Below are 12,278 nucleotides of genomic sequence, written 5' to 3'. Positions count from 1 at the left end.
TTTCGTACGTCGTTCGATTTTCTGGACAAGGGGGAAAGCTGAGATCTGGAAAGCTGGGAAGTTGGCCCGGGGTCTGCGCCAGACCCCGGCCGGCGGCGAGTCAGCCACTGAGCGGCGCGGCGGTCACCTTGTCGATGTCGGGTGCGGAGGCGGAGGAGGTACTGAAGGTTGCAGTTGCCGGACCCGGAGACCTGGTTGTTGGCGTAGCGCACGTTTCATCACGTAGCGCCCGGCCGCAGGGGCGTTCACCTGGAAGGTGAGGGCGTTGACCCAAGCCGTTGCCGATACTGCCCACGTACGTGCCGCCGGAGGCCCAGGTGTCGTTGGCGACAGCCGCGGCTCCGGCTTGGGTGGCGGCCTCGGCCTGGCAGGTCGTGGCACCCGTGGCGTCGATGCCGCTGGTGACACGCAGGTCGCGCAGGGTGAGGCTGCCGCCAGACGGGCCGGCGGCGGTGATGCGGTTGTCGCCCGACGACAGGTACAGCTTCAGGGCCTTGTCCGTCAGGCTGCCACTGGTGGAGGCCAACGGCAGCGCGGTGTCGCCGTCCAGTCCGAGCGCGCTGCTCGCGGTGGAGGCGTAGTCGGCGTGCACGGTGCAGTAGCCGTCGGCCGGGGCGAACACGTCGAAGGCGGCCCTGTCACCGGAGTCCAGGACCAGGGCACCGGCGCCTCGGGTAGCGAGGGTCCGGGATGTGAAGAGCGGGCCGACAGCCGTAGATGTCGCCGGTCTCCTGCCGGAGGCTTCGCCAGAGCGTGGAACGGTGGACCAGTGGCGGGTGCGGAACATGTGCTGCCCCCTTCGACGGCCGCAGTCCGATATTTCGAACAACGTGCGGTACTGCGAACTATGATCGAAAGATAGGTTTCAGCCAGGAGCGCGTCAATGGAACTGACCAGTTCAGTTCCGATTCGCCCTGGGCCTGTTCTCGCCGCCAGTGCGGCTTGGGCGGCACGGAACTGCGAGTCCATCGAGACGCTGATCGACTTCATGCCGCTCATGATGTTGTCCGGCACCTTGATGCAGGTGCCAGACCCGTTGCACGTGAGCCCCTCACCGCTGCCCGACCAGCCCGCGGTGCCGATACGACATTTTGCAGATGGCCGAGGCCATGAGAGAGCAGCCCCCGCGCCACTGAAATGCCGCACCGGCTGCGGCATGATACTGCCCGGCACACGGTCCCAGACCGGCACCGAGGCGGGTTGCCCGCGGCGGGTGCAGGTCAACGGCGAATGTCGCCGCAGTGGTCACCACCATCGTGGTGGTCACCATCCCACAACTGACCACCACGCAGCCGCCACCGACAACGGGCTTGCCCAGGGTCACCTCGGGTCTGCCCGCGCCGCAGTGGAAGGAGGGGGGGGCGCCCGACCGGTGCCGCGCGGCCACAGCGAACGATCGCGATCGACGGCGAGAGGGAACCGGTGATCGTGAAGCTGGGCGTATGGATCTCCAACCGACATGCCGTCGCCCAGGGGATCGCCACCCCTTACGACTCCGGGGTCAACGAGGGCCGGATCACCGACGTCACGCTGCAGAAACGTCTCATGGCCGGACGCGCCGGCGTCTCCCTTCTCCCCCGCCACCTCCTCACACCTCCGTCGCACCCCGGCGGCCCCCCGGGCCGCCGGGGTCTCCCGTATGCGCGCCGGCCATCAGAGGCAGGGCTGACCTGGAGTGGCCATGGCCGCACGAGGTCAACCCGAAATCCCTGGACGCGGATGCGGTGGTCGGCCAGCATTTCGAGCGAAAGATTCGTACGGGGTACCAGCGGCGCCACGCGCCCGCCGCGGCCGCACTGTGACACCCTCCGCTCTCGTCCCATCCCCCCTCCCGCCCGCACACCGAACCCAGGAAGGCCCTCCCATGGCCCCCGACCGTTCCGTCCTCCACCTCGGCCTGCGCCGCTCCCCCCCTGGAGTGGCAGCCCGAGATCGACGCCGCCGCACAGTTGGGCCACGCCGTGTACGTCCACTCCGACACCGGCCTCGGCCATCTCGGATTGCCCGACGACCGGATCGCCGCCTTCACCCGGACGGAGCCCGCCGCGGACGTGGCGGCCCGCGCCCTGCGACAGGCACAGGACGGCGGGCACCGGCCCGCGGCGGTGTTGTGCTGGGGCGACCGGTACGTGGACATCGCCGCCAGGGTGTCGCAGGCGCTCGGCCTGCGCGGGCCCTCGGTCACCGCGGCCGCCGTGTGCCTCGACAAGGCGGCGCAGCGCCAAGCACTGGAACCGCACGGTCTCAACCCCCGCTGGCGCACCGGCACCACGGCCGACGAGCTGAAGGCCGCGGTCGGCGAACTCGGCCTTCCCCTGATCTTCAAGCTCGCCCACTCCTCGGGCGGCCGCGGTTCCGTCGTGCTCGACGCGGACCCGGAACCGGACGAGCTGATGAAGCTGACGTCCCTCAACTACGCGGACTCCGACGCCTTCCTCGTCGAGGAGCTCGTCGACGGCAGCGAGCACTCGGTCTCCGGGCTGGTGCACGGGAACGAGGTGGTGATCCTCGCCGTGTCCGACAAGTACCTGGCCCCCGGGGAACTCCGTACGACCACCACGGTCGTCCCCTCCGCGCTCACCGCGGAACAGCTCGTGCGGGTCCACGAGGCGGCCGAACGCGCGGTGCGCGCCGTGGGCATCGAGACCGGCGGCTTCCACGTGGACCTGCGCTACTCCGCCGAGGGCCCCGTCGTCCTGGAGATCGGCGCACGGCTCGGCGGCGACCTGATCAACTCCCACCTCGTGCCCCTTGCCACCGACGGCGCGGCAGACCCGTACCGCTCGTTTCGTCGAGACCCTGGCGGACGGCGAACTGCCGCACCCCGCCGCCTTCGTGACCACCGCGGCGATGCACCTGCTGCCGGCACCCGCCGACGCCGACCTCCCGGCACTGCTGTCCCGCCTCAGGGAACACCCGGCCGTACGGGTCGCCGCCGAGTGGCCCTCCCCCGAGGACGAGGTCGTCGTGGTGGTGACGGCACAGGACCCGGACACGATCCCGGCGATCCTCGAAGACCTCCGCCACCGGGCGGGACGGTAGGCCCGCGTGCCGGACCGTGTGAACTCCGCGCATCCGCCGGACCTCCCGGTCGTCGGCGTCCTGGCCTGCCGCAAGCAGCGCGCCAACGGCACCAGTTACTCCCGGGTCAGCGACGTCCTCACCGACAGCCTGCTGCGGTACGCGCGCGTGCTGCCGCTCGTCGTCCCGCCCGACGAGGCCGGTGCCGCGACCCTGGACGACCTCGACGGGCTGGTCCTTCCCGGCAGCGGCTCCTTCGTCCACCCGCGTTTCACCACGGAGGCCGGCACGAAGACCGAGGGGCGGGAGTACGGCACCGACCGTGACGCCGCCGCGCTCGCCCTGCTGCGCCGCGCCCGTGAGCTGCCGGACCTGCCGGTGCTCGGCAGTTGCCGCGGCATGCAGGAGATCGGGGTGGCGGCCGGGGCGGCGCTGCGGGACACCGAGGGCGCCGAGACCGCCGTCCACCGCTTCACGCCGCGTCCGGCGGGCGGCGACCGTTGGGCCGACGCGCACCCCGTGCACATCCGGCCGGGCGGACTCCTCGCCGGGCTCCCCGGGGAGCTCGCCGGGACCGCCGTACCCGTCAACTCCCAGCACTTTCAGGTGGTCTGCGCGCTCCCGGACGACGTACGTGTCGAGGCCGTGGCGCCCGACGGTGTGCTCGAGGCGATCAGTGTCGGCCATCCCGCACGGTATGCCCCTGCTCATGCTGCCGCGGGCCGAGATCCCCCTCGCCGTTGATGCCGATCTCGAATTTTCCCCAGTGCTGCTCTTCGCCCCATTTGGTTCACGGAGTGGACCAACTGGGGAATGTGGGGAGCGGAAAGCAGAAGGACTCACCGATCACGCGGTCGGTGAGTCCTTCTGCGCGGAGCGAGTCAGTGGAAGGAGACGAAGCCCTCCGACTGGTCGAGATGGAATGGAGAGCCGGAGCTCTCGGGAGTCCATCCGTTGGCGCGAGCGGTTCGAATGCTGTCAGCAACGTCGGAAGGCAGGACAGGGTTGGCCTGTGTGAACCCGGACACCACCACCCCCGGCGGCCGACTTGTCTTCCATGTCTTCGCCGCCCTGGCGGAGTTCATCCGCGAGCTCATCGTCATCGGCACCAACGAGGGCCTGGCCGCCGCCCGCGCCCGCGGCCGGGTCGGCGGGCGCCCCAGCGTCGCCACCGAGGAAGTGGTCGCCTGCACGAACAAGCGCAGATCATTCCACCGGATCCACCTGGCGCTGACGCGCCGCGTACGCCGCCCCCTCCACAGCAGGGCAGCTGGGTGCTTCGGAGTCTCAGCAGGTCCGACTGAGCGGGAGCGTCGAGCACGTGGCGGGCGGGGCAGGCCTCCCCCGCGGCCGGCGTCCCGGCTCGGTGGCGCGGTGCCGCGGTGGGCGACGCGCAGGGCCGGGTGCGGCCAGGGGTAGCAGCGGTGGGTGGAGATTCCGGAGCCGTCGGGGTCGGGGAGGACCTGGCAGACGATGCGGCCCTCCGGCCGGTCCTGGCGGGCGGTGACGGTCGCCTGCCGCCACGCCCCGCAGGAGAACACCCACAGCGCCGGCGGGTCCGCGCACGGCCACGTCCGCACCACCGGCCCCGCCCCGTCCTCAGTCCGCCAGGGACGGACCGGGGACGGTGGCGAGGTGTGTCAGTCATCGTGCGATCCGAGTCTCGGGTCCCGGATCACGCTGAGGTGGGCGCGGGTTCTTCCAGGACGACTACGACCATCACAGGGAGGTCGGTGTCCTGCTGTACGACACCGGCGGTCAGGGTCCGCCCGTCAAGGATCCACTTGCGCGCCGCGATGAACTCGTCTTTGTCCTCATCCGTCAGCTCGGTCTGGGCGAGGTGGCCGGCGAGCGGGGAGTTTTCGATCTCGGGGAGGAACGTGGCAAATTCCTGCTCGCCTTGTTCGTAGACGGCGTCCAGGTCGTCGAAGTAGCCGGACTCGTCGACGTCGCGGATCCAGACGGCGAAGGAAGTGCGGACGGCTCCGCTGTGAAATTTTTGGGTCCATCCTCGGATGCCGTCTTTGCGCCAGGACGTCTCCACGCCGTCGCGGGGCTTGCCGCCGGGCGTCCAGCCCTGGACGGCGAACTTTTCCGCCGCGCCCTCGATGGTCAGCGGGACCAGGTCGCGGAGCTCTTGAAGCATTGCGGTCACTGCAGCCATGAACTCATTCCACTCATACCGTTGCCGGGCACGTGATAGGCCTTGAGCTGTCCGCTGGCGTAGGCCTCGGGGAAGGCCTTGGACAGCACCTCGTTCACGTGCGCGGCGCCCCATTCGTTGGACACCATATAGCGGACTCCCTTGCCCTTGAGGTCCTCGTTGAGGGCGAGCAGCTTCTCGGTCTGGGTGGTGAGCCGGTTCTCGTCGTAGAAGTCAGAAGCGGGGTTGTACGGGGATTTTTCCCACTCGCCGTATTTGTCGCCGCCGGTCCACTTGGCTTCGGTGACCCAGCCGTCGCGTGGACCGCCGTCGATGTGGACTTCCCGGCCGTCCGGCAGGATCCACTGTTGCTCGTAGCTCTGGTCGGTGACGAGTTGCTGGTATCGGAACGACGGGCGTTGGAGTTGCTTCTCGGTCAGCCAGCCTAGTCCTTTGAACCGCGAGTAGGGCGACAGGCCGAGCGGATCGCAGATGGTGAACGGGTTGTGTACGTAGGTGACCGGGTTCGGTGCGGGTCCCAGACCGAGGGGGTCTGGGGAGGTGTAGCGGCCGGTCTCGGGGTCGTAGTGGCGGAAGAGGTTGTAGTGGAGGCCGGTCTCGGGGTCGTAGTACTGGCCGGGGAAGCGCAGGGGGGTGTAGGCGGTACTGGAGCGGGTCCAGGCGGTGGTCCCCCACAGGGTGCGCCTGGCGCGCCAGGCGATGTGACCTGATTCGTCGATGAGTTCGGTGGGCGTGCCGACGAGGTCGGTGGCGATGGCGAAGAAGCGCCGGTCGATCTCTTCCTGGCGGTCGTCCGGGGTGAGGAGGCGTTCCGTCTGGGACAGCGGAGCCAGGCCGCGGTGGTCCCAGGTGAAGGCGATCACATGCGGCAGGTCCGGCGTGTGGACCGTTTGTTCGCACAAGGTCGTGCCGTCCCAGGTGAAACGGATCTCCTCGGCGATGCTCCCGCCGTCGTCGGCGAGGCGCTGTTTGGCGGTGCGGCGGCCCAGGGGGTCGTAGCGGTAGCGCCAGCGGGTGCCGTCGGGGGTGGTGACGGAGGTGAGGCGGTTTTCGGCGTCCCATGCGTAGTGCCAGGTGTCGGGTTTGCGTGAGAGGCGGGTTTTCTGGCGCAGGACGACCCGGCCGAGGGCGTCGTACTCGAAGCGGACGTCTCCGGCGCGGGTGAGGGTGGTTCCGGTGTAGGTGCGCGGTCCGGTGGCCTCGTGGCCGGGGTGGGAGGCGGGCCAGGACGCCTCGGTCTGGTTGCCAACGGTGTCGTAGGCGTAGTGCTCGGTCCAGTCCTGAGCGTGGACGGCGGTGACTCGGCCGGCCGTGTCCAGGTCGAGGTAAGCCCCTGGGGGGCGGTGACCTGGGTAGACCATAGGTGGGTGTCGTGCTCGAACGTGTAGCCAGTGCCGTCGGGCCGAGTGCGGGCGGCCGGCAGGTCGAAGTGGGTGTACTCGAAGCGGGAGACGCCGCCGGCCGGGTCGGTGTGGCTGAGGCAGTTGCCTTCGCCGTCGTAGGTCCACGACTGGGTGGAACCGTCCGGGGCAGTCCGGCGAGCGAGATTGCCGTCCGCGTCCCATTGGAGGCAGGTGATGCCGCCCACCGGGTCGGTGATGCGGACCGTGCGGCCCAGAGCGTCGCGTTCCAGCCGGGTGGTGGCGCCGGCCGGGTCGGTCACTTCCACCGGCAGGCCAGCGGCGTCGCAACGAACGGTGGTAGTGGCGCCGAGGGCGTCGGTGACAGTGGTAAGCCTGCCCCGGTCGTCATAGGCGTAGCGGGTGGTGGAGCCTGCCGGATCGGTGACGGCAGTGCGGTTGCCGCGTTCGTCGAACTCTTGGAGCCAGCGGGTGCCGTCCGGCCCGCGAAACTGTGTGGGCAGTCCGAGCAAGCCCCGCACAGCGCAGCTCGCTTCCGTCGGGCCGGGTGGCATGTCGACCACAATCGGGGCGGCAGACGCAGTTCACCTGGACCGAGTACCGCGACCTGCTGATCGCCGCCCACCAGCAGCTCGGCGCCCCGATCGTGCTCATCTGGGACAACTTGAATACCGGCGCCGCAGGGCAGCGCTGGAATCCATGACCGCAGCGCGCCGGCTGTCGGCGCCGTGGACGCTGTGCCCGGCGACCACCGAGCCTGAGCAGGTGGCGCAGGAGCTGTCCTGGACGGCTGTGGGCCTGGAGGGGATCGTCTTCAGAAGGCTGGACAGCCCGTACCAGGCGTCGGCGCGTGGGTGGCTGAAGTACAAAGTGCGGCATATCGAGGAGCGATCGTGGGCCCGGTCACCGGCTCCCCGGCCACACCCGCACCCTGCTCCTCGGTCGGCACGACCAGGACGGGCGCCTGCCGTGGTCCAGCACGTCTCGGGCGTCGAGTAGTACCCGACCTACCCGGCCTCGGCGGCTGACCCGGGTCCCGCTGCGCCGCGCATCGCCCACGCGACTGCCCTCGCCGAATCCAGGGGGCGTGGCGGTCCGTCCCCGCGCGTCGAGCCATTACCTTGAACTCCGCGGACACTACAAGTGGTGATAACCACGCGGGAGTTGGGCTAATGGTGACAGATCCGGCGGGTACGGCGTCCGTCAGCGGGGTCGAGTTCGGGGACTACTACCGGGCGCATGCGGGGCCGCTCGTTGCCCTGTGCCTGCTGCGGGGCGCGGACTTGGTGGAGGCGGCGCGACTGGCCCAAGACTCGATGACGGTGGCCCGGCGCTGGATGGACCTGCTGGGCGCGAACGCGGCCGAGGCCGCGAAGAACACCAGGACCCCCGTGGTCACCGCGCAGGCGCTGCGGGCCTGGACGTGCCGGATGACCGTCGGCGGCGGCTGCGGGGTGCTGCACCCTGCGCACGGGACGGTGCCCGCCCTCCTGGGAAAGGGCAGCACCGACGCCTTGGCGCAGGCCCGGACGGCGGTGGTGCTCGCCCCGCTGAGAGAGTTGAACGAGCGTCAAATCAACGTTACCGCCCATCGGTTGGCCGGCTGTGCGCCGGGAGCGATCGGGTACGAGCTGGGCCTGTCGATGCCAAAGGTGCACCGCACCCTGCGCCACGTCGGCCAGTTGCTCGGAGCGGAGACGGTGGCACGGCAGGCCAGAGGTGCCGAGGCGCCTGGGGAGGCCGAGGGGTCCGGGGCGGCCGAGGGGTCCGCGGAAGCAGACGTCAGGTTCGCGGAACTGCTGGGCGAGCTGGCCGCCGCGCTGGATCCCGTACTCGACCTGCGGACAGGGCTGGACGAGGTGAGCGGCTCCACTCGTGCGGACCGGGCCACCGGTCGCCGCGCCCCTGTGCCGCCGCTGTGGAACCTCGGCTCCCCGCTCCCCGTGCCGCCCTTCGGCGCACCCGTGCTGCACTCCCCCGCCGAGCCCGCGCCGTCCGGGGTACGGGCGTACGCGGCCGGCCTTGCCCGGTTCGACACACAGGGCCGCGAGGCCGCGGTCGGCGGGTTTCCCACGGCCGAGCTGGCGGCTGTACGGCTCGGAGCGGTGCTCGCCCTTCAGGTGGAGCGGTTCCGGCGGGAGGCCGAGAGGTCCGGTACACAGGCCACCAGGGACGGGTTCCGGAGGGAGGACGCCCAGGCTTTCGCGATCGCACTGGCACAGGACGCCGCGCTCGCCGCGCCGATGTTCGACGCGGTACAGGACCTCGACGTCCCGCGCCGCGTCGGCTTCCTGGCGTCGGGCCTCACCCATGACGGCCCCTGGACGAACGAGGTCTCCTACGACGGGATCGATGCGGCTCTCGCCCTGGCCGAGTTCCGGCGCGCGGCGGTGCGGGCGGCGCTGCGCGCGTTGCAGCGGCCCGGTGGGAACGGCTCCCCTCAGTTCGGCGGCCCGCTCGCCGAGGCCCTCACGCAGTCCCTGAGCGACACTCACCGGATGATCCACCAACTCGACCGACTGAACAGCGACCTCTCGCGTGCCGAGTCGACCCTGCCGGACGGCTACTACGTCGACATGACCCGGGACTTCGACCTCCACCAGAGCTTCCATGCGGACCTGGCTCTCGGCATCGACGCTGTCCGGGAGGCCCTGTCGCAGCCGTAGAGATCGTCTTCAGCGGTCAGGTCCAGAGCAGGACTGAGACGATGGTGACGGCGGCTTGGTAGGACTCACGGGTTTTGTCATAGCGAGTGGCCAGTCCGCGCCACGGCTTGAGGCGGTTGAAGCCGCGCTCGAGACGTTGCGGCGGCGGTAGGTGCCTCGGTCGAACCGGGTGGCCGGCCGCCGCGTGCCTCGATTCAGTCGACCCAGGATCAGAAGACCGCCCCTGGACTGCTGGCATCTGGAGGTGCCCCGACCATGCGCCCAGGGCAGCGCGGCGAAGAAGAACTCCCAGCACCCCGCAGGATGTTTGCGATGAACGGCCAGATGCCGAACGAGTTCCTCAACGCCCCGATTGTCAGCGGGCTTCGCTGAGCCGGGACGCACGCATGAGATCGAGTTGGTCGGCGCCGCGGGTTCCCGGGGCCGCTGTGTAGGTGACGATGCGCAGGTCGGCTCCCGGCAAGGTCAACACGTCGCAGTCCAGGGTGAGGCGAAGACGGTGATCGGGACACTCGTTTTGGTCATGCCACGAGCATCGCGGCCAGCGCCTGACCGAGGCAGACACCTGTCAGTACATACGCTCGCGGTCTCGTCGTGTTCGCCGTGTCAACGGCGCAGTATCCGTCCTGTCCTCGCCGGAGCGCTGCTGGGTGAGAAAGTTTGTCGTCGCCGGAGCGCTGCTGGGTGAGAAAGTTTGGTGACCCGACCAAAGGCTTCTGCTCCCGCAATAGCCCAGCAGCTTCGGTGCCCCCGTTCCGCGCGGCGCGCGGTGGTCCGCTCATGCACCTCGAGGTCCACCCATCGCAAAACCCGCACCTGCCAGACGATCTACACCTCAGACTGCCGCCGACGTCCAGCACGAGTACGCCGAAGACAACTCACGCCAGACCTGTGACCAGCACCTTCACGATGCACACCGCTCACTGCAGGTCGGAGTGGGCGGCTGTCACCTTCGCGGCGCAGCAGCCGGCCTAGGGTTACCCCCCGGCAAACTGCCGGAGGGCCGAGGAGTCGAGCCTGGGCGATACTCTCGTTCTGTCTGTGGGTTGGCTCGATGGGAGAAGGGTGTACGCGTGCCGGCGGGCACGGGGTGATGAGGACTGTGAGGCAGTGGTGATAACGCAGGACGGTAGGGAACGGCCGGTCCAAGAACTGGGGCACGGCGATCATGCGTGCCTGGCGTTCGCCGACGACGGCGAGCAGCGCCGGGTGGTCACTGCCTATCTGTCCAAGGGCTTGGCGCTTGGGGAGCGGGTGCGGTACTTCGCGGAGCGGCAGGACCCTGCCACGGTGCTCGGCTGGCTGCGGTCGGTCGGCGCCGACGCGGACGCCGCCGTGTCGCGCGGCCAGTTGCAGGTGGCCACCGCCGATGACGGCTACCTCGCCTCGGGCCGCTTCGACGCCGAAGCGATGGTCGCCACCTTGCAACAGGAAGTGGCCGACAGCCTCAAAGCGGGCTATACCGGTCTCCGGGTCAGCGGGGAGATGAGCTGGGGTCTGCGCGACGTCCCCGGAGCCGACCAGCTCGCCGAGTACGAGGCCAAGGTCAATGAACTGTTCGCCGGCCAGCCCGCATCGGCCGTCTGCCAGTACGACGCCCGCTTGTTCAGCACCGACCAGCTGCGCGCCTTCGACCGTTACCACCCCGGCACGGTGCAGGCCGAGGCACTGCACAGCAGCGCTCTGCTGCGCATCCTTCCCTCCTTCACGGAAGGACAACGCACCCTGCGCGTCGTCGGCTCCGTTGACTACCGCACCACCACCGCGCTGGCCGAAGCCCTGGAGACCACCCTCCATTGGCCAGGGGACGTACGCGTGGACATGAGCGGCTTGGAGTTCATCGACCTGGCGGGCCTGCGCGTGCTGGCGCACACCGCCGAGAAGTTCACACCTGGCCGCCGTCTGCGGGTCGTGGAACTGACCCCGATGCTGTGCCAGGTGATCAGCGTGACCGGCTTCGACCAGCAGGACGCCCTGGTCGTTACTCCCCGGGGGGCCGTGGGATGACCAACGCGATCGACACACCCGCCTGCCGGCCGGACCGGTCCCCGCGTCTGATCCACCAAGGCCTGATCTACGGTTCCGACGAGGAGTTCCTGACCGCGACCGTCCCGTTCTGCCTGGACGGCCTGGAGCAGGACGACGCAGTGCTGGCCGTCACCACACCCGCCAACATCGACCTGCTGCGCCAACAGCTGGGCAGCGCCGCCCAGGCTGTGGAGTTCATCGCGGCCGATGACTGGTACAAGGCACCCGGGCGGACCCTGGGCGCCTACTACCGCTACGTCGACGAGCGCACCGCCACCGGTCGGCATCCGCGGGTCCGGGTGATCGGGGAGCCTGTCTGGCACGGACGTGACGCGCTGGAAACCGACGAGTGGACCCGCTACGAGTCGGTCATCAACATCGCATTCGCCGACTGCCCGGCGTGGATCATCTGCCCCTACGACGCCCGGGCCCTGCCCGAGCAGGTCGTCGCCGACGCCCGGCGCACCCATCCTCAGTTGGTGACCGGCCCGGCCTCCGACACCAGCGGACACTATGCCGAGCCCCTGGGCGGCGTCTGGGACAGGCAACTGTCACCGCCGCCCGCCGAGGGAAAGGTTGCCATGCGCTTCGACGCTGACCTGAACGCTGTGCGGTCTTTCGTCGCAAAGGCGGCAACGACGCTGGGAATGTCTCCATCTGGGACGGAACGTCTCGTCTTCGCTGCCAACGAAGTGGCCACCAACGCTGTCCAGCACGGCGGCGGCGCTGGCGAGATCGCCGTCTGGCGCACCGGCCACAGGGTCATCTGCGACATCAAGGACCGCGGCAGCACCGCCGATGGTGCCGAGACCGGATGGACCCTCGGATACCTGCCGCCGGACCCCGAGCAGATACGCGGCCACGGCCTGTGGGCCGTGCGGCAGCTGTGCGACCTGACGGAAGCCCAGACCACCGAGCGCGGCATCACCGTACGCCTGCACCTGAATATCATCTGACCCCTCAGCTGCTGCCCCGTCTGCCGGGACCAAGCGAAAGACCAGGCTCCGGCACTGACATGGCGCGTCCAGGGACGCCCGG

General features: G+C 69.7%; 9 protein-coding genes and 3 pseudogenes. 9 read left to right on the top strand and 3 right to left on the bottom strand.

Annotated features, from left to right (window positions below; all coding sequences use genetic code 11):
- Nucleotides 1–100: 100 nt before the first annotated feature.
- Nucleotides 101–622: a hypothetical protein gene (locus tag QQS16_RS40305; RefSeq protein ID WP_286067608.1), complete on the bottom strand. Its 522-nt coding sequence runs from the start codon at nt 620–622 to the stop codon at nt 101–103.
- Between the two features lie 1,339 nt (nt 623–1,961).
- Between QQS16_RS40305 and QQS16_RS43660 the strand changes: the two are divergent.
- The 4 genes and pseudogenes from QQS16_RS43660 to QQS16_RS44135 all read left to right on the top strand — a co-directional run.
- Nucleotides 1,962–2,717: pseudogene (locus tag QQS16_RS43660) on the top strand (ATP-grasp domain-containing protein); the annotation flags it as partial.
- 34 nt (nt 2,718–2,751) lie between these two features.
- Nucleotides 2,752–3,042, top strand: a complete 291-nt coding sequence (locus QQS16_RS40300; protein WP_286067607.1) for a hypothetical protein — start codon at nt 2,752–2,754, stop codon at nt 3,040–3,042.
- A 6-nt stretch (nt 3,043–3,048) separates the two neighbouring features.
- The gene (locus QQS16_RS40295; protein WP_286067606.1) at nt 3,049–3,765 is read left to right on the top strand and encodes a gamma-glutamyl-gamma-aminobutyrate hydrolase family protein; all 717 of its coding nucleotides are present in this window, start codon (nt 3,049–3,051) and stop codon (nt 3,763–3,765) included.
- Between the two features lie 270 nt (nt 3,766–4,035).
- Nucleotides 4,036–4,440, top strand: coding sequence for a recombinase family protein (locus QQS16_RS44135; RefSeq protein WP_502963972.1), 405 nt, complete (start codon nt 4,036–4,038; stop codon nt 4,438–4,440).
- Nucleotides 4,441–4,696: 256 nt separating this feature from the next.
- Here QQS16_RS44135 and QQS16_RS40285 read toward each other — a convergent pair whose 3' ends face one another.
- Together QQS16_RS40285 and QQS16_RS40280 are read right to left on the bottom strand one after the other, a co-directional pair.
- Entirely contained in the window at nt 4,697–5,167 is a 471-nt protein-coding gene (locus tag QQS16_RS40285; RefSeq protein WP_286067605.1) for a hypothetical protein, read from the bottom strand.
- A 5-nt stretch (nt 5,168–5,172) separates the two neighbouring features.
- Nucleotides 5,173–6,995: pseudogene (locus QQS16_RS40280) on the bottom strand (RHS repeat domain-containing protein); the annotation flags it as partial.
- A gap of 102 nt (nt 6,996–7,097) precedes the next feature.
- On the opposite strand from QQS16_RS40280, the pseudogene QQS16_RS40275 reads away from it, so the two are divergent.
- The 5 genes and pseudogenes from QQS16_RS40275 to QQS16_RS40255 form a co-directional block, all read left to right on the top strand.
- Nucleotides 7,098–7,216 (top strand): annotated as a pseudogene (locus tag QQS16_RS40275) (IS630 family transposase); the annotation flags it as partial.
- A gap of 29 nt (nt 7,217–7,245) precedes the next feature.
- Entirely contained in the window at nt 7,246–7,545 is a 300-nt protein-coding gene (locus QQS16_RS40270) for a DNA ligase-like domain-containing protein (protein ID WP_286067603.1), read from the top strand.
- 173 nt (nt 7,546–7,718) lie between these two features.
- Entirely contained in the window at nt 7,719–9,212 is a 1,494-nt protein-coding gene (locus QQS16_RS40265) for a hypothetical protein (protein ID WP_286067601.1), read from the top strand.
- 1,110 nt (nt 9,213–10,322) lie between these two features.
- Nucleotides 10,323–11,219 (top strand): MEDS and STAS domain-containing protein, encoded by an 897-nt coding sequence (locus QQS16_RS40260; RefSeq protein ID WP_286067600.1) that lies wholly within the window; start codon nt 10,323–10,325, stop codon nt 11,217–11,219.
- Nucleotides 11,216–12,196 (top strand): anti-sigma factor RsbA family regulatory protein, encoded by a 981-nt coding sequence (locus QQS16_RS40255; RefSeq protein ID WP_286067599.1) that lies wholly within the window; start codon nt 11,216–11,218, stop codon nt 12,194–12,196. The genes QQS16_RS40260 and QQS16_RS40255 overlap by 4 nt, the downstream gene beginning before the upstream one ends.
- The last annotated feature ends 82 nt before the right edge of the window (nt 12,197–12,278 follow it).

Origin of the sequence: Streptomyces sp. ALI-76-A (assembly GCF_030287445.1) — a bacterium.
Classification (GTDB): Bacteria; Actinomycetota; Actinomycetes; order Streptomycetales; family Streptomycetaceae; genus Streptomyces.
The sequence above is the reverse complement of the archived record's forward strand: the minus strand, read 5'-3'. Positions and strand labels throughout refer to the sequence as shown.

Bases quoted from the DNA above. Each gene is read 5' to 3' on its own strand.
- QQS16_RS40285 (WP_286067605.1), bottom strand. From the start codon at position 5,167: ATGCTTCAAGAGCTCCGCGACCTGGTCCCGCTGACCATCGAGGGCGCG.
- QQS16_RS40270 (WP_286067603.1), top strand. From the start codon at position 7,246: ATGACCGCAGCGCGCCGGCTGTCGGCGCCGTGGACGCTGTGCCCGGCG.
- QQS16_RS40265 (WP_286067601.1), top strand. From the start codon at position 7,719: ATGGTGACAGATCCGGCGGGTACGGCGTCCGTCAGCGGGGTCGAGTTC.
- QQS16_RS40255 (WP_286067599.1), top strand. From the start codon at position 11,216: ATGACCAACGCGATCGACACACCCGCCTGCCGGCCGGACCGGTCCCCG.